The 25,709-nt window shown below is 39.4% G+C and carries 22 protein-coding genes; 13 read left to right on the top strand and 9 right to left on the bottom strand.

Annotation, left to right across the window (positions count from 1 at the left end; genetic code table 11):
* Positions 1 to 92: 92 nt before the first annotated feature.
* Entirely contained in the window at positions 93 to 974 is an 882-nt protein-coding gene (locus lgb_RS01250) for an RluA family pseudouridine synthase (protein ID WP_019291381.1), read from the top strand.
* 248 nt (positions 975 to 1,222) lie between these two features.
* A complete protein-coding gene (locus tag lgb_RS01255; RefSeq protein ID WP_225210261.1) occupies positions 1,223 to 1,306 on the top strand; it encodes a putative holin-like toxin in 84 nt (27 codons plus the stop codon).
* Between the two features lie 194 nt (positions 1,307 to 1,500).
* On the opposite strand, the gene lgb_RS01260 is transcribed toward lgb_RS01255, so the two are convergent.
* Entirely contained in the window at positions 1,501 to 2,259 is a 759-nt protein-coding gene (locus lgb_RS01260; RefSeq protein ID WP_249663230.1) for a peptidylprolyl isomerase, read from the bottom strand.
* A gap of 324 nt (positions 2,260 to 2,583) precedes the next feature.
* On the opposite strand from lgb_RS01260, the gene lgb_RS01265 reads away from it, so the two are divergent.
* From lgb_RS01265 to lgb_RS01280, 4 genes are read left to right on the top strand one after another with little or no spacing between them, the layout of a single operon-like run.
* Positions 2,584 to 4,014 carry an amino acid permease gene (locus lgb_RS01265; protein ID WP_019294221.1) on the top strand — a complete coding sequence of 477 codons (1,431 nt, stop codon included), beginning with the start codon at positions 2,584 to 2,586 and terminating at the stop codon, positions 4,012 to 4,014.
* Positions 4,015 to 4,026: 12 nt separating this feature from the next.
* Positions 4,027 to 4,830 (top strand): transporter substrate-binding domain-containing protein, encoded by an 804-nt coding sequence (locus lgb_RS01270; protein ID WP_019294220.1) that lies wholly within the window; start codon positions 4,027 to 4,029, stop codon positions 4,828 to 4,830.
* 56 nt (positions 4,831 to 4,886) lie between these two features.
* Positions 4,887 to 5,483 carry an NADPH-dependent FMN reductase gene (locus lgb_RS01275; RefSeq protein WP_019291376.1) on the top strand — a complete coding sequence of 199 codons (597 nt, stop codon included), beginning with the start codon at positions 4,887 to 4,889 and terminating at the stop codon, positions 5,481 to 5,483.
* Complete coding sequence (locus tag lgb_RS01280) at positions 5,452 to 6,435, top strand: FAD:protein FMN transferase (protein ID WP_019294219.1); 984 nt, start codon at positions 5,452 to 5,454, stop codon at positions 6,433 to 6,435. Before lgb_RS01275 ends, lgb_RS01280 begins: the two co-directional genes overlap by 32 nt.
* A 19-nt stretch (positions 6,436 to 6,454) precedes the next feature.
* Here lgb_RS01280 and lgb_RS01285 read toward each other — a convergent pair whose 3' ends face one another.
* The gene (locus lgb_RS01285; protein ID WP_019294218.1) at positions 6,455 to 8,053 is read right to left on the bottom strand and encodes an NAD(P)/FAD-dependent oxidoreductase; all 1,599 of its coding nucleotides are present in this window, start codon (positions 8,051 to 8,053) and stop codon (positions 6,455 to 6,457) included.
* A 95-nt stretch (positions 8,054 to 8,148) separates the two neighbouring features.
* Entirely contained in the window at positions 8,149 to 9,639 is a 1,491-nt protein-coding gene (gene lysS, locus lgb_RS01290) for a lysine--tRNA ligase (RefSeq protein WP_153188328.1), read from the bottom strand.
* A 415-nt stretch (positions 9,640 to 10,054) separates the two neighbouring features.
* Here lysS and lgb_RS01295 point away from each other — a divergent pair, with 415 nt between their 5' ends.
* Positions 10,055 to 11,893, top strand: a complete 1,839-nt coding sequence (locus tag lgb_RS01295; protein WP_019294216.1) for an APC family permease — start codon at positions 10,055 to 10,057, stop codon at positions 11,891 to 11,893.
* A 14-nt stretch (positions 11,894 to 11,907) separates the two neighbouring features.
* On the opposite strand, the gene lgb_RS01300 is transcribed toward lgb_RS01295, so the two are convergent.
* Both lgb_RS01300 and lgb_RS01305 read right to left on the bottom strand, forming a co-directional pair.
* On the bottom strand, positions 11,908 to 12,396 hold the full coding sequence (locus lgb_RS01300) for a hypothetical protein (RefSeq protein WP_019294215.1): 489 nt from the start codon (positions 12,394 to 12,396) through the stop codon (positions 11,908 to 11,910).
* 21 nt (positions 12,397 to 12,417) lie between these two features.
* Positions 12,418 to 13,206 carry a hypothetical protein gene (locus lgb_RS01305; protein WP_019294214.1) on the bottom strand — a complete coding sequence of 263 codons (789 nt, stop codon included), beginning with the start codon at positions 13,204 to 13,206 and terminating at the stop codon, positions 12,418 to 12,420.
* Positions 13,207 to 13,556: 350 nt separating this feature from the next.
* On the opposite strand from lgb_RS01305, the gene lgb_RS01310 reads away from it, so the two are divergent.
* The 3 genes from lgb_RS01310 to lgb_RS01320 all read left to right on the top strand — a co-directional run bounded on the left by lgb_RS01310 (position 13,557) and on the right by lgb_RS01320 (position 17,367).
* Entirely contained in the window at positions 13,557 to 14,564 is a 1,008-nt protein-coding gene (locus lgb_RS01310; protein ID WP_227671647.1) for a YeiH family protein, read from the top strand.
* 89 nt (positions 14,565 to 14,653) lie between these two features.
* Positions 14,654 to 15,874, top strand: coding sequence for a tRNA uracil 4-sulfurtransferase ThiI (thiI, locus tag lgb_RS01315; RefSeq protein ID WP_019294212.1), 1,221 nt, complete (start codon positions 14,654 to 14,656; stop codon positions 15,872 to 15,874).
* A 65-nt stretch (positions 15,875 to 15,939) separates the two neighbouring features.
* The gene (locus lgb_RS01320) at positions 15,940 to 17,367 is read left to right on the top strand and encodes an MFS transporter (protein WP_019294211.1); all 1,428 of its coding nucleotides are present in this window, start codon (positions 15,940 to 15,942) and stop codon (positions 17,365 to 17,367) included.
* 20 nt (positions 17,368 to 17,387) lie between these two features.
* Here lgb_RS01320 and lgb_RS01325 read toward each other — a convergent pair whose 3' ends face one another.
* From lgb_RS01325 to tyrS, 3 genes are all read right to left on the bottom strand, one after another.
* Positions 17,388 to 19,478 carry a cation:proton antiporter gene (locus lgb_RS01325; protein ID WP_019291366.1) on the bottom strand — a complete coding sequence of 697 codons (2,091 nt, stop codon included), beginning with the start codon at positions 19,476 to 19,478 and terminating at the stop codon, positions 17,388 to 17,390.
* Positions 19,479 to 19,556: 78 nt separating this feature from the next.
* Positions 19,557 to 20,024 carry a hypothetical protein gene (locus lgb_RS01330; RefSeq protein WP_019294210.1) on the bottom strand — a complete coding sequence of 156 codons (468 nt, stop codon included), beginning with the start codon at positions 20,022 to 20,024 and terminating at the stop codon, positions 19,557 to 19,559.
* Positions 20,025 to 20,148: 124 nt separating this feature from the next.
* Positions 20,149 to 21,408, bottom strand: a complete 1,260-nt coding sequence (gene tyrS, locus lgb_RS01335) for a tyrosine--tRNA ligase (RefSeq protein WP_019294209.1) — start codon at positions 21,406 to 21,408, stop codon at positions 20,149 to 20,151.
* 136 nt (positions 21,409 to 21,544) lie between these two features.
* Here tyrS and lgb_RS01340 point away from each other — a divergent pair, with 136 nt between their 5' ends.
* The 3 genes from lgb_RS01340 (at position 21,545) to lgb_RS01350 (ending at position 24,950) form a co-directional block, all read left to right on the top strand.
* A complete protein-coding gene (locus lgb_RS01340) occupies positions 21,545 to 23,968 on the top strand; it encodes a transglycosylase domain-containing protein (protein ID WP_019294208.1) in 2,424 nt (807 codons plus the stop codon).
* 78 nt (positions 23,969 to 24,046) lie between these two features.
* A complete protein-coding gene (locus lgb_RS01345) occupies positions 24,047 to 24,556 on the top strand; it encodes a methylated-DNA--[protein]-cysteine S-methyltransferase (RefSeq protein ID WP_019294207.1) in 510 nt (169 codons plus the stop codon).
* Positions 24,546 to 24,950, top strand: a complete 405-nt coding sequence (locus lgb_RS01350) for a methylated-DNA--[protein]-cysteine S-methyltransferase (RefSeq protein WP_019294206.1) — start codon at positions 24,546 to 24,548, stop codon at positions 24,948 to 24,950. The genes lgb_RS01345 and lgb_RS01350 overlap by 11 nt, the downstream gene beginning before the upstream one ends.
* A 16-nt stretch (positions 24,951 to 24,966) precedes the next feature.
* On the opposite strand, the gene lgb_RS01355 is transcribed toward lgb_RS01350, so the two are convergent.
* Positions 24,967 to 25,650, bottom strand: a complete 684-nt coding sequence (locus tag lgb_RS01355) for a phosphatase PAP2 family protein (protein WP_242810646.1) — start codon at positions 25,648 to 25,650, stop codon at positions 24,967 to 24,969.
* Between the last annotated feature and the right edge of the window lie 59 nt (positions 25,651 to 25,709).

Here is a 25,709-nt window from a genome sequence, read left to right on the forward strand (position 1 = left end):
TTAGATGGAGAAAATTCAGCCATAGAGTTGGAGAACATTTCAGCAGTAAGGTACTCAATGTCAAGAGCAGGCTTAAAAGGAGAAGTTAAACAGTGGAATTTTCATTTACAAATACAATTGATGGGAGTACGGTAAAGGCCTTACTTAAACGTCATGGCGTTTCCAAACGCTTCCTTTCACATATCAAATTTGACGGTGGTGAAATTTTAGTGAATGGCATGGAGCGTAATGTTCTCTTTCCTTTACAAGTCGATGATGTTGTTACGATAATCACACCTATCGAGCAAGGTACCGATTTATTGATTCCTGAAGATATTGACCCAGAAGTCGTCTTTGAAGACGATCATTATTTGATTGTGAATAAACCTGCAGGACGGACTTCAATTACTGGACGTTTACATCCGACAGGAGCTATGTCTAATATTGTAAAGGGTTATATCGTACGAAAGAAATATGAGGACCAAACGGTACATATCATTACACGCTTGGACCGTGATACGAGTGGCTTGATGATCTTTGCTAAACATAGCTTGGCTCACTCGCTCATCGTGCATCCTAAATATAAGGACAGTGTGACCAAACGCTATTATGCCATTATCCATGCAGACGAGAACTTACCCAAAACAGGTGAAATTAATTTACCTATCGGTCGAGTGGAGACTTCAATCATTGAGCGGCGTGTGCATCCTGAAGGGAAGGAAGCCAGAACAAGTTATGAAGTTGTTGCAGAGAAAAATGGCTTGATGCAGTTAGATGTCGTTTTACATACCGGACGTACACACCAAATTCGTGTTCATTTTTCACATCTAGGGCATATTCTTGTTGGCGACGAACTTTATGGAGGTAATCATGACCTTATTGATCGCCAAGCGCTCCACTGTCATCATTTACAATTTGTCCATCCCTTTACAGACGAATTGATTGATATTGAATTAGAAATGCCTGAAGACATGCAAAAATTGATGCGTGAGTAAAAGCTATGTGCCATTATTGGCCGCACAACAATTTCAAGCTCAAAAGTACGCTATAGAGCCATTTTTCCTAAAAAAACAATAAAATAAAGCTGAATCTTGTAGGGACACAGCTTTTTCTTTTAGATTCATTTTGAGTTTGGACATGTTATAATAACGGAGTAGAAGTTAAAGGACGGTAGCCTAACTGGGAGGTGATGCTTATGACGTTTTGTAGGCTATAACCTCAAAATACAGAAAGGCGCCATTTTTTGTCGGTTTATGAAGCTTTGTCACTCATGCTTGCTTTTGCAATGCTGGTGTTGACATTGAATAATAACAACAATAAAAAATAACTGTCCAACTTTAGCCGAGTAATGACAGTTACTTAAACAATAATATTTGGCTACCGTTCTTCATACGGCTACAAAGGGCTTGTTTGCGCAAGCCTTTTTACTTATTTTCATTATATCATCAACATCAGAGGATAGCAAGGCAGATGAAGTTGGGACTAGCTCTAAAAAATCTTCTGCCTACACAGAAGATTTTTTTATTTTTTAAAGTCCCAACCTTTGATAATTTTAACGCCGGTAATTTTTTCTGGATTTACAGGAGATGATTCTTCTTGTGGATTATTTGGGTTAGCTTCCACTTTGCCTGCAGCAATTTTATCAACAACATCCATGCCTGAAATCACTTGTCCAAAGACCGTATATTGTCCATCAAGGAAAGGTGAGCCACCTTTTTTATAAGCATCGATAATCTTTTGAGGATATTTGCTTGTACTTAAACCTTGCTCAGCTGCTTGTGGATTTTGGACAATAAAGAATTGCGAACTTCTTGTCTCGCCAGGACCACTGTTTGCTAAAGAAACTGCACCGCGAATATGATAAAGCTGATTAGAAATCTCAGTCGCAAATGGTTTGTTGTTATTTACTACGGATTTGCTTCCGGTTCCTTTATTACTTGGGTCACCCGTTTGAATCATGAAATCATTAATCACACGGAAGAATTCATTGTTTTTATAGTAACCTTGCTTGGCCAAAGTCAAGAAGTTTTCGACAGCCATTGGTGCCAGTTTAGGGAAGAGCTTAATATTGATGTTCCCAGCTGTTGTTTGAATTTGAACTTCAGCTTCATCCTTGCCCACTTCACTCGACAACTGAGGGAGTTCAACACTTTGCAAATCATTTTTTGCATCTGTCTTGCTGTCAGAACTGTTCGCAAAGTAAAGAAGACCACCAACGATAACAATGATGAGGACTAATAATCCTCCAAAGATAATATTCGTATTTTTTTTGTTTTCCATTCCTATATTTTAACATAAAAGTTTCGAAGACTAAACGACGACAAAAAGTTTATACTTGCAAATTTTAAAATAAAGGACTATACTAAATAAAAAATATCAGGAAGGAGAATCACATATGTTTAAGTTTGACCTACAATCTCAACATCATCATGCGCATAGATAAGAGTTGTGTCATACTTTGGTATAGATGCAACTTTAGAGTACGCTCGAAAGACATCTATGCCGGTGATTCTCAGAAAGACCGGATGGCTAGGCTATACGGTCTTTTCTTTTGGGCAAAATTATGCTGTAAATGAACGAAGAAGTATTAGAGAAAGAAAAAATATGAAAAATGAAAATCAAGTAAAGCGCAATTTAAAACAAAGACACATCACCATGATTGCGCTTGGTGGCACGATAGGAACAGGCTTGTTCCTAACCTCAGGAGCGACGATTAGTCAGGCTGGTCCTTTCGGATCGGTATTGGCTTATATCTTTGTCGGGATTATGGTTTATTTTGTAATGACCTCTTTAGGAGAGATGGCCACTTATTTACCCACATCGGGCTCCTTTACAGATTATGGGGCACGTTTTGTGGATCCAGCCTTTGGCTTTGCTTTGGGCTGGAACTATTGGATAAACGGTGCGATTACGATTGCAGTTGATTTGACAACAGCAGGATTAATTACTCAATTTTGGTTCCCTCAGGTTCCTTCTTGGATATTCTCTGGTGTAGCTACAGTCCTTATTTTTGCAATTAATATCATGGCGGTACGCGCGTTTGGGGAAACAGAATATTGGCTCTCCATTATCAAGCTGATTACAATTATTGTTTTTTTGGTTGTTGGGGTATTAACCATTATTGGAATTTTTGGAAATAATATTGATGTTGTTGGTAATCTCACAGCAGGTAATCATGGCTTTACTGGTGGAGTGACAGGATTTGTTGGTGTTTTACTCATCGCTGGCTTTTCTTTTCAAGGCACAGAACTTCTAGGAGTTACAGCAGGAGAATCAGAAAATCCTGAGAAAAGTATTCCTAAAGCGATGAATTCTATTTTTTGGCGCATTCTTCTTTTCTACATCTTTACGATTATTGTTATTGCAGCTATTATCAATTACCAAGATCCTCGCTTGCTTAACCCTGATTCGACAGCGGTTATGAGTCCTTTTACTATCGTTTTTAAGAATATTGGTTTGGCAGTAGCAGCGAGCTTAATGAATGCCGTGATTTTGACCTCGGTTATCTCGTCAGCAAACTCTGTCATGTATGCTTCAACACGTATCCTCTACTCTTTAGGTAAAAAAGAAGGCGCACCACGCCAGTTCTCCAAAATAGCCAAAAACGGTATTCCTATCAATGCTTTATTGGCAACGACAGCGGTGTGTGTGGTCGCATTTTTAACAGGAATTTTCGGCACACAAATTTATCTTTTGCTTGTGGACCTGTCAAGTTTGACTGGATTTATTGCATGGCTTGGGATATCGATTAGTCACATTCGTTTTCGTCGAGCCTTTTTGGCTCAAGGCGGTGATTTGAGCAGTTTGCCTTACCAAGCAAAATGGTTCCCCTTTGGACCAATCTTGTCCCTGATCATGACGGCAATGATTGTTGTTAATTTAGACCCAGCCATGCTTTTCAGCAGTCACTGGGGCGAAGGCTTAGCCATGTATGCCGCAATACCACTTTTCTTGGCTCTATACTTTGGCTATAAATGGAAGTACAATACAAAATTAGTGCCACTCAAAGCGGTAGATTTGAGCCGAGAGAAATGATAAAATGAAAGCATGAAGAAAATCAAATTCTACCTGCTTCCCTTCCTTCTATTATTTATTTTTATGACTTTGACGGCTTGCGGAGTAAACACGAAGAAAAATACATGGCAAAAGATTGAAGAAAGCAAGACGATTACTATCGGTTATGAGGCAGACTTTGCGCCCCTAACTTCAAAGCAAGAGAGTGGAAAACCTGAAGGTTTCAATATAGCTCTAGCAGAGGCAATCTTTGCTTCTTATAATATAAAGATTGACTGGAAACCATTGGATTGGTCGGCCAAAGAAAAAGCCTTGAAAGAAGGAGAGGTTGATCTGATTTGGGGGCCTTATACAGCAAATAAGACTAGGGAAAAAACTATTTTATTTAGTCAACCTTATCACACGGGAAATTTAGTGTTGCTTGTTCCCAAAGAAGCAGAAATTTATAATATTGGCGATATGCATAATCAAGCAGTAGGCGGGCAAAAAGCTTCAGCAGCTTATGATTTGTTTAGCGATTATCCGCAGATTTTAAAAAATATTGTCAAAGAAAATCTGATGTTTCTCTATAACCAACCGAGCGATGCAATCGCTGCCTTGCAAGCAGGAAAAATTCAAGCTGCTCTTTTAGATAAGGACTATACTAAAACTTATCTTCGTAATCATCAGCTTGAAGGCTTATATAATATGCTGGATACTCCTTACCCACAAGTTGAATATGCCGTAGCAGCACGAAAGAAAGATACTGAATTAATGGATAAAGTCAACCAAGGCTTACAAGTCCTTCAGCATTCTAGTGAATTTAGCAAGCTCTCTAAGCAGTGGTTTCTATCTTAAGGTGTTAAAATAAAAAGAGCGAAAGCTCTTTTTATTTATAGTGAAGAGGAATAAAGATGAAATTTATTGCAATAGTAGGAACCAATGCCAGCTTTTCTTACAATAGAAAGTTGCTTTGGTATATGAAGAAACATTTTATTAATGAAGCTGAGATTGAAGTTATTGAGATTGCAGGCTTACCCTTGTTTTCGGAAGACAGTATGGACTTGCCTGAGAGAGTTCGCGAAATCGCTGAAGCCATTGAAGCCGCAGATGGTTTGATTATCTCTACTCCGGAGTACGATCATGCCATCACTGCAGCCTTGAAGTCTTTGCTAGAATGGCTCTCTTGGGGAGCTTTGCAACCCATTATCAATACGCCAGTTATGATTGTAGGCGCTTCTCTAGGAAAGCAGGGTTCCGTTTTTGCACAGGAAAACCTTAGACAAATCCTCCAATCACCAGGATTGGAAGCCTTCGTCTTACCGGCTAATCAATTTTTATTGAGTCATGCTGCTGATGCTTTTGATATTTCAGGCAATCTAATAGATAGACAAACAATTTCTTGGTTGGAACATTGCTTCAGAAACTTTTGTCGTTACAGTGCGCATTTGCAACCTCTACGAACATTGATAGAAACGGATGCCGATACTGGAGCTTCAGAGTATGAGTGATTTTTTGTCTAAAAAATATCGAGGTTTAGGCACATTTATTGAGCTGAGTTTACTTGATGTGGAGAAGTCAAAAACTACAGAAAAAATTGAGCAAGGCTATAGAAAAATTGCTCATTATGAAGATTTGTTTACAGTCAACAGGGCGTTCTCGGAGTTAATAGCAGTCAACCAAGCTGCGGGTGTAAAAGTCGTTGCCTTGTCGGAAGAAGTCTATGCTTTAACGAAAAAAGCTGTACAGGTCAGTCAGGAGCATTTTGGTTTTAATGCAAGTATCGGACCCTTGGTTAGGCTTTGGCATATTGGTTTTGCTGATGCCCGTGTTCCTTCCGAGCAAGAAATTCAAAAAATACTTGGTATGGTGAGTCCAGATGATATCGTTCTGGATGACCAGCAAAAGACCGTTTTTCTCCCTCGAAAAGGAATGTCCTTAGACTTAGGAGGCATCGCCAAAGGTTATATTGCCGATAAAGTTGTAGATTTTTGGAAAGAAACAGGTTTTTCCACAGGCATTGTTAACCTTGGAGGAAATATTCGGTTTCTGGGCTTGCCCCTCAAAGGTTATTGGCGTGTCGGAATTCGTAATCCACTTACGCATGGGTCATCTTTGTTACTTCAAGTGCTTACCGCATCCACATCTGTCGTGACTTCTGGAATTGATCAGCGTTATTTAGAGCGAGACGGAAAGAGCTATCATCACATTCTCAATCCTGAAACAGGTTATCCTCATGTGAACAACTTAGCCAGCGTGACAATATTTTCTGAAAAGTCATTAGATGGGGAGATTGAGGCGAAGAGGCTGTTCTTTTCGGAAGAACCTGAAAAAGTCTTTGCGAAAAGACAACACGTGATTCAAGCTGCAGTGCTTATTACCAAAGATAAGGAAATAAAAATCCTTGGACTTAAGCCCAAGGATGTACGTTTGATGGATAAACATTTTAAGATTATAAACTGAGCATTGCTCAGTTTTTTCTTTATTCAGGTCGTGCAAAGGAGGCAATCATTTGCTCGGCACATTTAAGCCCATCAATGGCGGCGGATACAATCCCGCCAGCAAATCCTGCTCCTTCACCAGATGGATAAATACCTTGTGTAGAAATAGATTGGAAACTTTCTTCGTCACGATTGATTCGAACAGGAGAAGAAGAACGTGATTCAACACCGGTCATAATCGCATCGTTCATGGCAAAGCCTTGAATTTTTTTGTCGAATCCAAGAAGAGCCTCCTTCATAGAAGAAGTAATATATTCAGGGAAGAGCTGGCTTAAGTCTGTTGGAGTGACACCCAAAGCATAAGAAGGTTTAACTTCACCGATATCAGTAGATGGACGATCTGCAAGAAAATCTCCAACTAATTGCGCAGGGGCTTGATAAGTTTTACCACCGAGGACAAATGCTTTTTCTTCAAGTTTTCGTTGGAATTCAACCCCAGCAAGAGGATGATCTTGGCCAAAATCTTCTGGGAAGACTTGAACCAGTAAACCACTATTGGCATTTTCTTCAGAACGGGCGTGCTCACTCATGCCGTTGGTTACCAAGCGACCTTCTTCCGATGCAGCAGGCACGACAAGTCCTCCAGGGCACATACAGAACGTATAAACACCTCGTCCAGAACTGGCCTTGTGTGTCAAACGATACTCTGCTGCTCCTAAACGAGGATGCTCAGCAAATTCTTTATACTGTGCTTGATTAATCAAGCTCTGAGGATGTTCGATGCGCACTCCAACAGCAAAAGGCTTGGCGGTCATGTTAATTCCCTTGTCGTACAGCTCAGCAAAGGTATCGCGTGCGCTGTGTCCGATGGCTAAAACGGCATGATTGGAGAGGATTTCTTGACCATTTTTGAGAACAATCCCTTGAAGTTTATTTTTGTCGATGATAAATGAAGCGACTTGACTGTCAAAAAGAACTTCTCCGCCCAAAGCAATAATCTGCTCACGAATATTCTTGACAATATCGCGAAGTAAATCTGTTCCTACGTGCGGATGTGCTTTGTAGAGGATATCTTCAGGTGCACCGGCTTTTACAAATTCTTCTAAAACTTTGCGTCCGCGCAAGTCGCGTACACGGGAAGTAAGTTTTCCATCTGAGAAAGTACCTGCACCGCCTTCACCAAACTGGACGTTTGAAGCAGGATTGAGTTTTCCTTTCTTCCAGAAATCATCAATGGATTTCACACGTTCTTCAACTTTTTGGCCACGTTCTAAAACGATAGGACGATAACCCATTTGTGCTAAGAGCAAAGCAGAAAACATGCCAGCAGGACCAAAACCGATGACTAAAGGACGATGTTTCATGGCTTCTGTTCCGATTTGTGGTTCTTTATATTTCAAGTCTGGTGAGAGTGAAACATTTTTTATTTTTTTCTTGAGGAGCTTGGCTTCATTTTTGACTTGGGCATCAACTGTGTAGATAAAGTTGATTTCTCCCCGATGGCGCGCATCAATTGATTCCTTATAAATACGATAGTCAATCAAGTCGGACTCTTGAATTTTTAATTTTTTCAAAAGTAAGCTTTTAACTTTTTCCACAGGCTCATCAATTGAAGTTTTTATTTGAGATATTCTTAACATAGTTTGTTCTCTTATCTAGATAAAGTGTTGCAGATAAAAAATATCGCACACTTCTTGATTGTAAAAACCCAGCCCTGAGAACTGGATTTTTGCTTTTATTTCATTGTTGGGAAGAGCAAGACGTCACGGATAGAAGTTGTACCAGTGAAGAGCATGACTAAGCGGTCGATACCGATACCCAGACCACCAGTTGGTGGCATACCGTGTTCCAATGCTTCAACGTAATCGTAATCTACACCAGTAGCTTCATCATCACCGAGTTCTTTCGCTTTAGCTTGGGCTTCGAAACGTTCGAGCTGATCGATTGGATCATTTAACTCTGAGAAGGCATTGGCATATTCTTTACCATTGATGAAGAGTTCGAAACGGTCAGTAAAACGTGGATCTTCAGCATTCATCTTCGCAAGAGGAGAGATTTCTTTTGGATGTCCAAAAACAAATGTTGGTTGGATCAATGTATCTTCTACGTATTTCTCAAAGAATTCATTGATGATGTGGCCAACGCTTGTGAAGTGGTTTTCCACATAAATATCATGTTCTTTCGCCAAAGCAGCAGCTTCTTCAAAATCCATTTCTTTCCAGAAATCTACGCCTGTTTGCTCTTTAATCGCATCAACCATGTGGATGCGAGCGAACTTACCGCCCACATTGATTTCTTTACCATCGTATTCAACAACATCTTTGCCAAGGACAGAGTGTGCCACGTGTTGGAAAATTCCTTCAGTCAAATCCATGATATCGTCAAAATCAGCATAAGCTTCATAAGATTCCATAGTTGTAAACTCAGGATTGTGTGTCATATCCATTCCTTCGTTACGGAAGACACGGCCAAGTTCATAAACTTTTTCCATACCACCGACGATTAAGCGTTTCAAGTGCAATTCTGTTGCAATACGCAGGGCCATGTCGATGTCTAATGAGTTATGGTGTGTATAGAATGGACGTGCTGCTGCACCACCGGCTTCGTTGTTCAAAACAGGAGTTTCAACTTCAAGATATCCGCGGCCATCCATATAACGACGGATCTCGCTAATAATTTTAGAACGTGTCACGAAACGATTGAAGCTTTCTTTGTTTGAAATCAAATCCAAGTAACGTTTACGATAACGTGTTTCAGTATCTGTCAGGCCGTGGAATTTTTCTGGCAATGGACGAAGTGCTTTAGACAAGAAAGTCAATTTGCTTGCTTTAATAGAAAGCTCGCCCATATCTGTCTTCATGATTTGTCCTTCAACACCAAGGAAATCACCGAGATCAGCCTGTTTGAAAATTTGATAGTTTTCTTCGCCAACTTCGTCTTTACGCACGTAAATCTGAATTTGCCCTTCGCGGTCTTGGATATGCGCAAAACCAACTTTACCCTTACCGCGTTTTGTCATCAGACGTCCCGCGATTGTTGCATGCAAGTCTTTTTCGTGTAATTCTTCTTTAGTATTTTCATCGTATTCCGCATGTAATTCTGCAGAGTTGTGTGTACGAGTAAATTTATGTCCGAATGGATCAATGCCTGATTCACGCAGTGTTTCCATTTTTTCACGACGGACTTTCATTTGGTCATTAAGTTCTTCGATAATTTCAGCCAAAATGTTTTTCTCCTATAAAAAAGTTTATATCAACCATATTTTAGCATAATTTTACGGCTTTTGACAGCTTATAATCATGTTTTTGAAAAATCTTATGAAAGAAAAGTTGAACTTTATTTTTAGAAAAATGAAATGACATCATTTACTCTCGTGAAATATTACATTTAACACAAAAAAAGAGAAATATTGGCGAAATATGGAGCTCAGGAAAGCTTATTTTAAAAGACTTTCAAGCACTTTGTCTTTCTGTTGCATTTGTTACTGAAACCAAACATAAAAATACTACTAAAATTAATAAAAAAATGCTACAATAGTTGAGTTATCTTGGAGAGGCCTCTTTATGCTAGGAAAGTCAAGCCTAGACTGAATTAAGCCGGATAAATCCAACTTAAAGATTTTATGATACAGGAGTTACGTTTTGAAAAAAGTCAAAGAGCTTTTAATTGGTAAATCTTTAAAGTCAACAGTAGGAGATTCACACCTGCTGACTAAATTACAGGCCTTAGCCATGTTATCGTCAGATGCCTTGTCATCAATTGCTTATGGACCTGAACAAATTCTTTTGGTATTGGTTGCAGTAGGTGCGGGCGCTTCATGGTATTCGATACCTATTGCCTTAATTATTTTGGTTTTACTGTTTGCGCTGATTGGAAGTTATACACAGGTTATTCATGCCTATCCATCAGGAGGCGGAGCTTATCTGGTTTCAACAGAAAATCTCGGTACAATTCCAGGATTAATATCCGGTGGATCGCTTTTGGTCGACTATATGTTGACGGTTGCTGTATCTACAGCTTCAGGAGCTGATGCTATAACCTCAGCTTTACCTGAACTTCATCAGTACAATTTAGAAATCGCAGTTGCTCTTGCTTTACTGCTTATGCTGATGAATCTCCGAGGTTTGCGAGAATCAGCAGCCTTCCTCATGATTCCTGTCTATACATTTATTGTGACGACAGTTGCCCTCTTAGGTGTCGGGGTATTCCGTATTTTATCTGGAAGTTTACCCTACCAAGCGCCGGCTCATATCGGTACAACCGTAGGAGGAGTTTCACTTATCCTCTTGCTCAAAGCCTTTTCAACAGGTTCTTCATCTCTGACAGGGGTAGAAGCCATTTCGAATGCTGTACCATTCTTTAAACAACCGAAAGAAAAAAATGCAGCCAAGACTTTGGTAATGATGGGGATTATTTTAGCAGTGTTCTTCAGTGGTGTTATCTTCTTTGCTTATTGGCTTGGGTTAACACCACGCGGTGATGTGACCATTATCGCCCAAATGGCGCAACAGATTTTTGGAGACAGTGTTTTTGGGCACGCATTCTTCTTTATCTTCCAAATTGCTACAGCTCTCATTTTGGCAGTAGCAGCTAATACAGGTTATTCCGCCTTTCCAATGCTTGCTTTTAATATGGCGAAGAAGAAATACATGCCTCACTTGTTTACTGCTCGTGGGACACGTTTGAGTTATTCGAATGGGATTATCAGTTTGGCTATTGGTGCGGTCATTCTCTTGTTTATCTTTGATGGACAAACAGATCGCCTTATCCCCCTCTATGCTATTGGTGTCTTTACACCATTTACGTTGGCTCAAATCGGTATGGTTGTACATTGGCGCAAGAAGCTGGGCAGTAAGTTCCTCTTACGTTCTATCCCTAATATTATTGGGGCAATCATTTCTTTTGTCGTGGTGATGATTTTGCTCATTTTCCGCACAGCTGAAATTTGGCCATTCTTTATTGTTTTACCTATTTTGATTTTCTGCTTTATCCGTATCCACAGTCATTATATGAATGTGGCGGAACAATTGCGCTTGCGCAAAGAAACTGCAGAGCATAAGTTTGATGGTAATACAGTTATCGTCTTGGTCGGAAATGTAACAAATGTCGATGTTGGGGCGATTAACTATGCCCGGTCTGTAGGAGACTATCTTATTGCACTTCACGTGTCTACAAAAGAAGATACGGAAAAAGAAGCCGAAATCGAACGTGATTTCAATGAAACCTTCCCAGATATTAAGTTGACCGTTGTACATACCAGCTATCGTAGTATCATCACGCCAGCTGTTCGCTTTATTAATCTCGCTGCAAAACAAGCAAAAGCGCACAACTATACAACTACTGTTTTGATTCCGACTTTCATTCCGTCGAAACCATGGCAAAATATCTTCCACAATCAGACCGGTTTACGCCTCCGTTATTACCTGAACGCTCATGAAGATATCATCCTTTCAAGCTACAACTATCATTTGAAAAAATAAATAATATAAAGTGTTCACCCTAGTAACTTTTGGCTAGTCGGAGCACTTTTTTCTTTGGAGTCAAGAGAATACTTAAAGAAACAGAGCAAGAAGAGAAGACCAAGGCAGACTGATGCTATATAACCATAATCATAGAAAAGCCAGAAAAATTCACTAAATCCTCGAAGTTGATGGGGCTGAACATGATTGTCAATGGCCATAACTAGGGGGAAGTATATAATGAAGTAACAAGCATATAAGATGAGACAAGCTAGAACTATGAAATGTGTCCCTCTTTCTTTTTTAAAGGAGAGAAAGAAAGCGAGGGATAGAAGTAGAAGGAGGGCAATACCTACAGCCATTTCTTGATGAAAGAGCAGGTAAAAGAAATTTTCATATACTTGTTCCAAGCTTAAAGTTTCAGAAAACTTTACTCTGTTGAGTGTGCTTGGTAAAAACATGGAAGCAAACCAAGCGAGGAACAAGAAGATGAGGTGTCCAGGCTTTATTTTAATATTATTCATGGTTTATTCTCACTTTTTGGATTAATAGGCACTGTTGATTGTAGAAAAGCTCCATGTTGAGTTTCCACGCCGTAAAGTTGCACTATAAGTTGCTCGGATTTGAGTGGAGCTAGACAAAATTTTCACATAAGAATAGTTTCGATTGACAGCCCAAGAACGGCTTGAACCAAGATTAGTCGTATTTATCTGTTGTATGAATCCACCTGTAGCTGCTCCTCTCGGCCCATTATTTGCAGTCATGACGCTAGAACGAGTGACTAAGGTTCTATTATCATAATTTGTATAACCGCCTGTAACTCGTGTAAGTCGAACATTCCCCCCTGAAACTACCCAAGTTATTGTCACATGAAATCTTACAGCCGCAGTTCGATCCCACATCACTCTATTTTGACTAGCGGCAGAGACTTTTTTGCCAAAAATATTTGGTAAAGTAGAGGTAAAGGAGAAGTTGTCTATTGACTGGCTTGTATCTTGTTCAGCTTTATTTAACTCTGAGGTATAAGTAGTGGTTCCTTCTGTGACCTCCTCATCATCATTAGTAATTTCAGATTCAACAACAACAGGTACAGTAAAAGTCTCTGCTTGATTTGTCTCTGCGCTTAGAGTAGCCCCTTTTTTAACTTCATATTTAACTTTATCACTTTCATTAGTGAATACTTCATCTGCATCCTTTGGAATAAAAAGATGAACATCACCATCTTTATCTAACTTTATATCTGGGGCGATAGTATTCTCTGCTTTAGTCCTCACGCCACAGCCAAGCAAGACTGAAAAGAATAAAATTATAATCATAAATTTAATGTTTTTCATTAGCAAAGCCTCTTTTCTCTATTTGTTTACTGATAATATTGGCTACTTTCTATGCAAGCCAATATTTAAAAGTGTGAAGGGAAACTATATAACTCCTTTCTTGTATATTTATAACTCTCTTAATTATAAAAGCCATAAGACGTTTAAGTCAAAATTTATGCTACACTATGTGTACTTTTCTTAAGGTTGAAACCATAATTAGAAAAATGTAGAAAGCTAATTTTTCCTTGTATAGACTACATAGATGGCTATTTTAAAAATAGATTATAAGTGTGCCAAATATGCCCAGCTCTCTTTTAGATGCAAATGAATACACAAATTAATTTTTGTTTTTTGTTATAATAGTTGTCATGTTAAATAAGAAGATTATGCCAGGTTTAGGGCTCAGTTTTGTAGTTGCCGTAGTCAGTTACTTTTTAAATCTCTATGTTTTTAAAGGGATGGGTGCAGCCACGATTGCTATTTTATTGGGAATTATTTTGGGGAATGTTTACTTTAAACAACCAGTCCTCTTTGCAGGTACGGCTTGGTCAGAAAAGAAACTTCTTGAATTTTCAGTAATGTTTTTAGGAGCGACAGTTACCTTTCAAACGATACAAAAGCTAGGCTGGAGTGGTATAAGTTTTATTCTTCTACAAATGGTGCTTACAATTGTTTTTGTCATGTTTATTGGAAAGAAACTTGGATTTTCCTCGAAAGTTAATGCGCTAATGGCGTCAGGAAACGCCGTTTGTGGTTCTTCCGCCATTGCGGCAGTTGAGCCAGTCATTGGAGCAGAAGACAAAGACAAGCGAACAGCGATAACTATGGTTAACCTGATGGGGACAGTGTTAATGCTTCTATTACCCGTTTTAGGTACATGGTTCTTTGGAGCAAATGATTTCCTACGTGGTGCTTTGATTGGGGGAACCATTCAGTCTGTGGGACAGGTTGTCGCTTCAGCAACAATGGTGAATGCTGAAACAACAACAATGGCTACCTTGTTTAAAATCATGCGTATCATCATGCTTGTTTTTGTTGTCCTTTATTTTTCTTTCCACACACGTCGCATAGAGAAAGCACCGACAGGGCAGGAAGGTCAGCTCAAGATCAAGCGCCAATCCTTTCTTCCTTGGTATGTATTAGGATTTATTATTCTGTGTAGTCTGGATACAGTCTTTCAATTTCCAAAAGTAATTACTGAAACGGCACGTTTTATCAGTAGTTGGTGCGAAATTATCGCTTTAGCCGCTATCGGTTTAAGGCTTAATCTAGTAGAATTTGTCCGCGCGGGAAGAAAGTTAGCAATCTATGGCTTAGCTGTGCTTGTTTTCCAAGTGGGGCTTGCATTGGTTTTGATTCGTCTATTATTAACCTAGAAAAATAGCTAATGTGGTATAATAACCTGTACTGAAATTCTCTCAGGAATAAAAAGATAACCTTATATTAAGTAACAAAGGAAAATAAAATGACTATCGTATACGATGAAATTATGGTTCGCTATGGTGAACTTTCAACAAAAGGAAAAAATCGTGGCTTTTTTATCAATCGTTTGGCCAACAACATCAAAGAAGTTCTTGCTGATTTGACAGACTTGAAGATTACAGCGCAACGAGATCGTGCTCATATCCAGTTAAATGGTACAGACTACGAAGAGGTTTCTCAACGTTTAACTAAAGTTTTTGGGATTCAAAATTTTTCAGCGTCTATCAAAGTTGAAAAATCAATCGAAGGTCTGAAAGCAGCAGTTGTTGACTTGATGAAAGAAATTTATCATGAAGGAATGACTTTTAAAATTGCAACACGTCGGGCGGACCATAGCTTTGAACAAGATTCCACAGAGTTAAACATGACTTTAGGTGATGTTGTCTTTGACAATTTTGACTATGCCAAAGTACAAATGAAAAAGCCAGATATCACTCTCCGTGTCGAAATTCGTCTTGAAGGTGCTTATCTTAGTTTCGAAACACTTAAAGGTGCAGGAGGAATGCCTGTAGGAACAGCAGGCCGCGGTCACTTGATGCTTTCAGGTGGGATTGATTCTCCAGTTGCAGGTTACTTGGCTCTTAAACGAGGTGTAGAAATTGAGGCAGTTCACTTTGCTTCACCACCTTATACAAGCCCTGGTGCTTTGAAAAAAGCAAAAGATTTAACAGCAAAATTAACAGCGTTTGGCGGAACAATCACTTTTATTGAAGTTCCGTTTACTGAGATTCAAGAAGAAATCAAAGCCAAAGCGCCACAATCTTATTTGATGACTTTAACTCGCCGTTTTATGATGCGTGTAGTTGACCGCATTCGTGAAGAACGTGGGGGTAAAGTGATTATTAACGGTGAAAGTTTAGGACAAGTCGCTTCGCAAACATTAGGTTCTATGTCTGTGATTAATGAAGTTACAAATACTCCTGTTATTCGACCCGTAGTCACAATGGATAAGATCGAAATTATCGATATCGCCGAAAAGATTGATACCTTTAATCTTTCAATTCTACCATTTGAAGATTGCTGTACTGTATTTGCCCCACCATCACCAAAAACAAATCCTAAACTAGAAAATGTTTTAGCCTATGAAAAACGTTTGGACGTTGAAGGTATGGTTGATCGTGCCGTTGAAGGTATTATGATTAGCCGCATCACGGGCGAAAACTGGGACAAAGCAGAAACCAATGAATTTGACGATTTACTTTGATTTTTGAAAACTGTATCATTAGATGCAGTTTTTAGTCTCTTTGTAGGTAAATAGGAAGGAAATAAATGAAAAATAGAACAAAAGTGCTGCTCACCATTGGTTTATTTACACTCATGTCAACTTTAGACGGCTCGATTGTAAATATTGCCTTACCAACAATGGCGCGTGAGCTAAATGTGTCAACTTCACAGATTACGTGGGTGGTCACAATTTATTTGATCGTTATCAGTGCAATCATCCTTATTTTTGGACGACTTGCGGATTTGATTGGGAAAACAACTGTAACAAGATGGGGCTGGACGATTTTTATTGTCGGTTCGTTATTGGCTGGGCTAAACATCGGCTTAGGCTTACCATTCCTACTCTTTGCACGTGTCGTACAAGCTATCGGAGCTTCCATGTTTATGGCAACAAGTTTTGGGATTGTGGCGCAGGTTTTTCCTGTTGAAAGTCGAGCGCGTGCGATGTCTATCACTTCCATGTTTGTATCTGTCGGCTCGATCGCAGGACCAGCTTTGGGCGGCTTAATTTTACAAGTTGCCTCTTGGAATTATATCTTTTGGATTAATGTTCCGATAGGGATATTGGCCTGGATTTTTGGAAGTCGGGCTTTACCAGAAGATGAAGGGCAAGGCTCTATAAAAGAAGTTGACTTGTCAGGTGGTTTACAAATGACTGCTGTGATCGTTCTTTTATTCATGGCTTTGAATTTTGGCCAAACTTTAGGATGGAATAATCCGCTCTTACTTCTCGGCGTGGCTCTTGGCTTTATACTTTTTGTTAGCTTTATTTTTACGGAGCGCCGAAAGGAAAAACCTTTACTTGACTTGGGGATTTTTAAAAACAGACTCTTTTCTTTGAGTCTGCTGATGTCACTTTTAAACTTCACTGTTGCGATGTTTGCTAGCATCTTGCTTCCTTTCTATCTGCAAGATTATCGTGATTATGCGCCTGGTGCGGCTGGCTTTATCATGATGGCCTATCCAGCTGCCATGCTTATTGTGAGCCCAATAGCAGGTGCACTCGCAGATAAAATAGATAAGGAAGTAATTACCTTTGTGGGGATTTCAGGGATTGTTCTTTCTCAGATTGGTTATCTTTTGATTCGAGCAGATTCGCCACAATGGTGGGTGATTGCGATTCTCTTACTCCAAGGTGCCTCAATGGGGGCTTTCCAAAGTCCTAATAATGCTTTAATCATGGAGACAGTAGAACGTAAGTATTTAGGAATAGCAGGCTCTGTGAATTCTTTGATTCGTAACATGGCTTTTGTTTTAGGAACTTCTGTAGCAACCATTATTTTGTTCCTTTCCATGTCCAGTCAACTTGGTTATACGGTAAGGACTTATTTGCCAGAACATCCAGATACCTTTTTACAGGGAATGCATATGGCTTTCGTATGCTCACTTGTCCTGACAAGTATTTCTTGGATCTTGGCGGGCGTTCGTCTTTTAGGGCGTAAAAAAATAAAAGAACACCTGAGCGAAGGATAAAGCTCGGTGTTTTTTTATTTTCATTTATTTGTTGAAAGTTCATTGTTTGTTGTCTTTTGAACTTTTTTACGTCTCTTTTCAATAAAGTCGTAGAGTAAGGTATGATGATTACTTGCAAGGGAATAATCCTCTAAAGTATTTACATTTTGACGTAAGACTTTTGCCTCGCCGATCGTTAACTCACCACGGGATTCATACTCAAAGATGGTTTTGCGTTCAAGATAGTAAGCACGCATCATCTCTTTCAGATTATTAGGCTGCGCACGATGTAAAATACCAGTAATATAGCCACCGCGGGCAACAAACTCTGCAGAGCGTAAACGTTCTGCTTGTAGGTAATGGATTAAACGCTCATCGTAAACTGATTCCAGATTGTCCAAAGCTTGAAGGACTAACTCCGTATTAGAAAAGTAAAGCTCGGTAATTTCACGATGTGCTGTAGCATTATCTGGTCGTGTTTTACGGAAACTGAAATCTAGACGGATAATTCTTGAGAAGAAAAAATGAAGCACACGGATGGAAATGGCCGAAGCGAACTGGATACTTGAAACCAAATTATGCGCAACGGATTGTTCCATCGAATGAAGGTATCGCTGATAAGTCCGATAGGTGTACATGGAAATCTCATTTTGTCTCAAGGCATTTTCCAGTCCCTCAGCTTCAAGACGGACGATAAGCAATTGCAATTCATTAAAGTCAATCGAAGTATTTGAACTTTCTTGCTCGATGATGAGTTTTTGAATGCGGTCTTGATAGCTGTCGATAGCAATATTATAACCAAGGCGCGCTTTTTCTTTTGTAACTTGTTTTAAATCATTTTCCAATTCTCTAACGACATCGGCTAAGATAGAAATTTTTACCATGTTGTCAACTTTGACAACTTTTTTGGCAGCGATTAAAGGTAAAACAAATAGTCCAGTTAAAAAACTGAGCGCAGTAACTGCCGCACAGAGAAAGATGATTAAGCTATGCGGGATATCTACTGTCCGTGGCAACAAAAGGACAGTGGCAATGCTGACGGTACCTTTGGAGCCAGCAAAAGTCAGTAACAAGATATCGTTCCAGTAAGCAGAAAAGCTTTGATTGCGACGCAGAGATACATAACGATAATAAACAGCCAACAAGGAAAAGCGAAGGGCAAAAAGACCAATGGTTAAAAGTAAAACCATGAATAAAAGAGAAGTCGTAGAGTAAAGTGGATCAGCAATGAGCGGAAAAACAAGCTGATGTAACTCTATCCCGAGGAAAAGGAAGACTGTTGAATTTAAAACAAAGGTCAGCAAATTCCAGATAGTATTTTTCACTTTTGTGACTTGGGCATCAAAAAGCGTGGTCCTTTTAAGACCGTTGGCTTGCATGACTCCAGCGACAACGACAGCGATGATTCCAGAAACTTCAAGCATATCAGCAATTAAAAATGCAGATAAAGGAAGCATAAGCTCCAAAATAAGGTAACCTGTAACATCTCGGGCATCGACATCCTCAAGAATTCTGAGAATAAAGGACTTCATCCAAACTAGAATGAAACCGACCAGTGCGCCCCCGATTGCAGAGACTACAAGGTCAGCAGAAGCATGAGTTAGGGAAAATTCGCCAGTGACCAGCGCAAGAACCGCAATCTGGAAGGAAATGATACCAGAAGCATCATTCAGCAGGCCTTCACCCGTAAGGATACTCATGACCCGCTTGGGGAAACTAAAGCGTTCAGATAAGGCAGCAACAGCGATTGCATCTGTTGGTGCTAATGAAGCCCCTAAGGCAAAACAAGCAGCCAAAGGTACAGATAAATAAAAGAAATGCGTTAAGTAGCCTAAACCAATAGTTGTAATGAAAACTAAGGGAAAGATAAGCATTAATATCGTTCGAGTATGTTTAAAGATATGTTTGACATCTGCCTCTTCACTCTCACGGAAAAGCAAAGGAGCAATGATGAAGCCCAAGAAGAATTCTGGGTCAACCTGCAAAAGTTTTGACGCACCTAAAAAGCCCAAACATAGCCCAATCACGACTTGAATCAGCGGGAGAGCCAACTTTGGGAAAACTTTATTGATGATATTTGAAATAACTAGAGCAAGAAGAAAAATGATGACATAAAAAATAGTATGGAGCACAAATTTTCCTTTCTTTTGTCTATTTTAGAGCAAGAAGCTGCATTAAAAGTACAGCATATTGGTTATAAGGCTAAAAGGCTACTTTATCTTTTTGAAAAGGTCCTTTTTTTGATTAATCTTCTGATCGATTTTGGCACAGCTCTTTTTATTTAAGAGAGCGCGACAGCGTTTGATCTCAAGCTCTGTTAATTGACGTTTAAGTTTCTCTTTTTTAGTGAAGTCTGATTCACCGCTGTCGATATATTCAAGCCTTTGCTGCAGAAGAGATTGTTTATACTTGAGAGCCTCAATTTCATGTTTCAGCTTTGATATTTGTTCATAACTAGCATCTTGCTGATGGAAATCCTTAAGTTTTTGAGACAAGAAAAGTTTCTTCTCTTCGAGAAGATGAAGTGATTCAAGTATTTTGTGTCTTTTTTCCTCTTGTGAAACTGGAGTATAAATCTCACTTTTTTCAGAATCAGAGGGTTCTTCTGTAATTTCTTCTTTTTCTAAATACTGTTCACGTAAATCTCTCAGCATTTGTTCAAAATCTTTATCAGGCATGCTATTATCCTTATAATCTTGTTCTTAAACTCTATTATATCATGATTCAATTAGAAAAATAATGCGTTTGGATTAAAAAAGCAACAGAGAATTCCCTGTTGCTACTTAAATATTAGACTTTAACTTAATAAGTCAAGATGAAATTTTTCTTTTTACCACGGCGAACAACAGTAAGTTGATTGTCGATTTTATCTCCATCAGAGAAGGTGTAATCCAAATCTTGGATACGTTCACCATTGATGTAAATCGCACCGTTTGTTACATCTTCACGTGCTTGACGTTTTGAATTTTCGATTCCGGCAGAAATCAAGAGTTCAATAATATTGAGATTATCGTCTGCTTTCACTTGATATGTTGGTACATCTTTTAAGCCAGAAAGGATTGACTTGGCATCAAGAGCTTTCAAATCACCGCCACCAAATAAAGTTTCCGTGATTTTTACAGCTTGCTCGTAAGCGGCTTGTCCATGAACAAGAGTTACAACTTCGCGTGCAAGTACTTTTTGTGCTAAGCGTTCGTGACGTGCAGCCTCAAATTTCTCACCGATTTCAGCAATTTCTTCAAGAGATAAGAAAGTGAAAATTTTGAGCATTTTTACAGCATCATCATCGTTAACATTCAGCCAAAATTGATACATTTCAAACGGAGACGTTTTATCTGCATCGAGCCAAATGGCATTTCCTTCAGATTTACCAAATTTTTTACCTGTTGAGTCTGTAATCAATGGAATAGTGATGACATGTCCAGTTTTTCCAGCCTTACGACGGAGCAGTTCTGTGCCGGCAGTCATATTGCCCCATTGGTCAGAACCACCGAGTTGTAATGTAATACCATGACGTTGGTTGAGCTCGTAGAAATCGTAACCTTGCATAATTTGGTAAGCAAACTCGGTGTAAGAGATACCTGATTCGATACGACTCTTCACTGAATCTTTACTCATCATGTAGTTAATCGTGTAATATTTACCGACATCACGAAGGAAATCAATAAAAGATAAATTTTCGAACCAATTGTAGTTGTTTTCCATCTGAGCTTTATTTTCGCCATTTTCAAAGTCAAGGAAACGTTCCAACTGAGCACGAATTTTATCAGCCCAAGCTACAACAGTATCTTTCGTTTGTAAGCCACGTTCGGCATCTTTAAAAGATGGATCGCCAACAAGTCCAGTAGCGCCCCCAACCAATGGATAAGGTTTGTGCCCAGCCATTTGTAGACGCTTCATTGTAAGAATTAAGACCAGATTACCAAGGTGTAAACTATCAGCAGTAGGATCGTAACCAACATAATAACTTACCATGCCCTCAGTTAAAGCTTCGCGAAGAGCTTTTTCATCAGTGGTTTGGAAAATCAGACCACGTTCTTTTAGTTCGTCAAAAATATTCATGTTACCTCCTAAATTTAGTTAATACTGACAGTTTTGTTATAGTTTCTCTCAGTAATTAGATTAACGTTCTCATTATATCAAAAAAAAAGGAAAAATAGGGGCGAAAAAAGAGCCTAAGTTTGGTATAATATGTATTATGAAAAAAGATCAAGAACAGTCGAAGGAACGTGCACAGGCACGTTTGCAGGCTAAAATGGAGAAAAAGCGTGCCAGCAAAACGCAGGAAAGTCGTAAAAATTCTCCGAAAAAGCCTCAAAAACCTAAAAAAGTTCAAGCAGATGTAGAAGAAGGGAAAACAACACTTCAGACTATTTTTTCAGTCGTGCGTGGAGTAGTTGTCATTTTTGGTGTGCTTTTTCTTTTAGTTGGTGTATTTGGCGCTGCGGCAGGTGTGGGATATTTTGCTCGCCTTGTTGAAAATACCAAAGTTCCAAGCAAGGAGCAACTTCTCGAGCAGGTTAATAATATTCACGGTGTTTCAGTCATGAAATACAGTAATGGTGAAAATATTTCTGATATTTCCAGTGATTTGGTAAGGATTAATGTAGCAAGCAACCAAATTTCAGAAAATGTGAAAAAAGCTCTGATTGCGACAGAAGATGAAACCTTTAAGACGAACAGTGGTGTTGTGCCCAAAGCAGTAATTCGAGGCGTTCTGGGTGCCGTAGGTGGCGGTACAAGCTCTGGTGGTTCAACGATTACGCAACAGTTGGTAAAACAGCAGTCTCTTGGAGACAGTGTCACTTTCCAACGCAAGGCCAGCGAGATTGTTTATGCACTGCAGCTTAATCAATATTTAAGTAAAGATGAAATTTTAACGGATTATCTCAATGTCTCACCATTTGGGCGAAATAATCAAGGGAAAAATATTGCGGGTGTCCAAGCCGCTGCCCAAGGGATTTTTGGTAAGTCTGCTAAAGATTTAACCGTGCCAGAAGCAGCTTTTATTGCTGGATTACCACAAAGTCCAATTGTTTACTCTCCTTATAATGTGGATGGTTCGCTCAAATCAAAAGAGCTACTCTCTTATGGCTTAGCTCGTCAACAAAATGTCCTGTTTAACATGTATCGTGCAGGATATTTGACTCAAAAAGATTACGAAAAATATAGTGCTGTGGATATCTCGCAAGCATTTCTGCCTTCACAACCACAAGATTCTGTAGCACATGGTTATCTTTATAATGTTGTGTACAGTGAAGCCCTTAATCACGTCTATGATTATCTGATTAAGAGGGACAAGGTTTCGGCAACAGAACAAGGAAATGATAGCACCAAGCAAAAATATCGTGAATTAGCCGCGCAAGCCTTACAAACTGGTGGTTATACTATCACAACAACAATTAATCGTGGTGTGTATGATGCCATGCAAAATGCTGTAGCGCAGTATGGCGGTATTTTACAGGACGGTACAGGTGAAGTTCAAGCCGGAAATGTACTCATGGATAATAAAACAGGAGCAGTACTTGGCTTTATTGGTGGTTTAGACTATGCAACCAATCAAAACAATCATGCCTTTGATACGAAGCGTAGTCCAGGTTCTTCGATTAAACCAATCTTAGCTTATGCACCAGCAATTGATTTGGGATTGATTGGGTCAGCAAGTATGCTGAGTAACTATCCAACAAGTTTCTCTGACGGTACTCCAATCTTGCACGTTGGCGAAACAGGAACCGGAATGGTAAGTCTTAATGAAGCTTTAGGCGTGTCATGGAATATCCCTGCGCATTGGACCTATCAAGCCATTCTTGATTCTGGCAATAGCGTGGAACCTTACATGAAGAAGATGGGCTATTATGTGCCAGACTACAGTGTGGAATCTCTTCCACTCGGTGGTGGTATTGAGCCAACTGTGGTGCAACATACCAATGGCTACCAAGCCTTAGCTAATGGCGGGGTTTATGAGCCACACTATGTTGTCCAAAGCATAAAAGACGACTCCGGTAAAGATATCTACGAACATAAGAGTCAAGCAGAGAGAGTCTTTTCACAAGCAACATCAACAATTACTGAGGATCTTTTACGTAATGTTTTGACCTATGATGTCAGTCGTCGTACAACAAACTTTTTACAAGATTTACAAGCCATTAATCCAACACTTGCAAGTAGCGTGGATTGGACAGGCAAGACAGGTACTTCCAATGATTATGTAGACGGTTGGCTCATGCTTTCAACGCCCAAAGTATCCCTTGGAGGTTGGATTGGTCATGATAATAATACGCCGATGGGCAGCAAGACAGCTGCGGTCAATAATGGTACATATATGGCAAACTTGGTCAATGCAATCGCAGCAGCGGATCCAAATGTGTTTGGTCCTGGTGAAAAGTTCCCAGAACCAAGTAAAGATCCAGATGTGATTCAGAGCACTGTTCTTAAGTCGACCGGTCAAAAACCAGGCACTGTAACCGGAGGGAATCTTAAAAATGTTAAAGTCTCCGGTGAAACAACCACAAGTTATTGGGCTAAAAACGGAGCACCTGTGACACAATTCAAGTTTGGAATTGGTGGTACAGAGGCGAATTATAATGACGCGTGGAACAGAATTTTAGGAACTAGAAAATAGTAAAAAAGAGAGGGTATTCGCTCTCTTTTTTTGCTCTGAGGTAGTTTCTGGGTGAGAGAACTATGTTATAATAAGGACATGAAGAAGCGCCTCTATAAAAACTATATTGACACACCTATTGGTCAAATGATAAGTATCAGTGATGCGCAGTTTCTTTATCGCTTAGGCTTTACAGAGCATAAGAATTTACAGGCGAAGATTGCAAGATTGAATGCTATTATATTGGAACATCCAACTCCGATTTCATGTCAACTTGAAGAAGAGTTGCAAGAGTATTTTGCAAGAAAAAGAAAAAGTTTTAAACTCCCTTTAGCTGTGCAAGGTACAGAGTTTCAGCAAAAAGTCTGGAAAAAAGTTGAAGATATTCCGTTTGGGCAAACAAGAACCTATAAAGAAATCGCACAAGGACTCGCGCATCCGCAAGCCAGTATTGCAGTAGGGGCAGCAAATGCAGCCAATCCCTTTGCAATCGTGATTCCATGTCATCGATTGAAAAAAAGCTCCGGGCAGCTGGCAGGTTATGCTGGAGGACTATGGCGTAAAGAATGGCTGTTGGATTTTGAGGAGAATAATACCTATGTTGAATGAGAATATTTCACTCTCTGTAGAGCGCAATGCTAAGGGGGAGATTACCCAGGTTTTTTTCGATGACCAACATGAAAAGACGACTTACGAAGCACTTAATAAGAACCAGAACTTTATATTGACCACAGGAACAGCATTTCAACAAGCTGTTTGGTTAGAACTTCCCAAAATTCCAGCGGGAACGACTATAAGTTATCAGGAAATGGCTGCGCGTGTCGGAAGTCCTAAAGCACAACAAGCTGTGGGGCAGGCATTAGCACGTAATCCTTTGCCTGTCATTTTACCATGTCATCGTGTCACGCGTAAAGATGGCAGCTTGGGCGGTTTTATGGGTCAAGAAGCAGCAGTAGATATTAAGCAAAAGATACTCAACTATGAAAAAAAGCTTGACATATAGTCAAAGCTTTTTAGCTTTAATCAGCTTTTCTCATTCTTTTAGGTATATAAGGTTGAGGTTTTTCTGAATTTTTATAATGAAGATAAGTTGGATAAGTGAGGCAGATGACTGAAAGCCCCCAAAGTAAGCCGCCTAAAGTATCCGAAGGATAATGTACCCCAAGAAGTACACGTGAAAATATTGTTAAAAAAATTAACCCCACAGCGACAAAACCAACTAATCTTTTGCTCCATACAGAAGAGAGATAGTGTAAGAGGATAAAAAAGAGACAGCCAAAGAGTACTACAGCAAAAGTTGTATGTCCACTGGCAAAACTTTTTCCTGGCTCATCTGTAAAGGCGGCAACACGATGAATGTCAGGGCGATCACGGCCGATAACTAATTTAATCAAGGTATTTCCCCCCACAGCAATTCCGGCTACAAGAGCTAACCATATTGCTGAAACCTTATCTTTGATAAAAATAATAGCAGCAATAACAAGACCAATTATAGCGCCCATTGTGTCGCCTAGAAATTTAGCAATTATACTTGAAATTTGAACCAAAAATTCATTGTTTTGAAGATGCCAAGCAACTGTCTGTAAATGCGAATCAATGCTTGGAATAGGTGCGTGTGTATAAGAAAGTTTTACAATGGCAGTCAGTGTGATAAAACTTACCAGAGTAAGTAAACCAGTAGTATAGTATAGTTTTTTATTCATAAATTTCCCTAAAATTCATATTTGGTGCTTTATGATTTTACTTTTTCTTTCTGAAATAA

It is taken from the genome of Lactococcus petauri (assembly GCF_023499275.1).
Lineage (GTDB): Bacteria > Bacillota > Bacilli > Lactobacillales > Streptococcaceae > Lactococcus > Lactococcus petauri.

Bases quoted from the DNA above. Each gene is read 5' to 3' on its own strand.
- lgb_RS01260 (WP_249663230.1), bottom strand. From the start codon at position 2,259: ATGGAAAACAAAAAAAATACGAATATTATCTTTGGAGGATTATTAGTC.
- lgb_RS01265 (WP_019294221.1), top strand. From the start codon at position 2,584: ATGAAAAATGAAAATCAAGTAAAGCGCAATTTAAAACAAAGACACATC.
- lgb_RS01270 (WP_019294220.1), top strand. From the start codon at position 4,027: ATGAAGAAAATCAAATTCTACCTGCTTCCCTTCCTTCTATTATTTATT.
- lgb_RS01275 (WP_019291376.1), top strand. From the start codon at position 4,887: ATGAAATTTATTGCAATAGTAGGAACCAATGCCAGCTTTTCTTACAAT.
- lgb_RS01280 (WP_019294219.1), top strand. From the start codon at position 5,452: ATGCCGATACTGGAGCTTCAGAGTATGAGTGATTTTTTGTCTAAAAAA.
- lgb_RS01285 (WP_019294218.1), bottom strand. From the start codon at position 8,053: ATGTTAAGAATATCTCAAATAAAAACTTCAATTGATGAGCCTGTGGAA.
- lgb_RS01300 (WP_019294215.1), bottom strand. From the start codon at position 12,396: ATGAATAATATTAAAATAAAGCCTGGACACCTCATCTTCTTGTTCCTC.
- lgb_RS01305 (WP_019294214.1), bottom strand. From the start codon at position 13,206: ATGAAAAACATTAAATTTATGATTATAATTTTATTCTTTTCAGTCTTG.
- lgb_RS01310 (WP_227671647.1), top strand. From the start codon at position 13,557: ATGTTAAATAAGAAGATTATGCCAGGTTTAGGGCTCAGTTTTGTAGTT.
- thiI (WP_019294212.1), top strand. From the start codon at position 14,654: ATGACTATCGTATACGATGAAATTATGGTTCGCTATGGTGAACTTTCA.
- lgb_RS01320 (WP_019294211.1), top strand. From the start codon at position 15,940: ATGAAAAATAGAACAAAAGTGCTGCTCACCATTGGTTTATTTACACTC.
- lgb_RS01330 (WP_019294210.1), bottom strand. From the start codon at position 20,024: ATGCCTGATAAAGATTTTGAACAAATGCTGAGAGATTTACGTGAACAG.
- tyrS (WP_019294209.1), bottom strand. From the start codon at position 21,408: ATGAATATTTTTGACGAACTAAAAGAACGTGGTCTGATTTTCCAAACC.
- lgb_RS01340 (WP_019294208.1), top strand. From the start codon at position 21,545: ATGAAAAAAGATCAAGAACAGTCGAAGGAACGTGCACAGGCACGTTTG.
- lgb_RS01345 (WP_019294207.1), top strand. From the start codon at position 24,047: ATGAAGAAGCGCCTCTATAAAAACTATATTGACACACCTATTGGTCAA.
- lgb_RS01350 (WP_019294206.1), top strand. From the start codon at position 24,546: ATGTTGAATGAGAATATTTCACTCTCTGTAGAGCGCAATGCTAAGGGG.
- lgb_RS01355 (WP_242810646.1), bottom strand. From the start codon at position 25,650: ATGAATAAAAAACTATACTATACTACTGGTTTACTTACTCTGGTAAGT.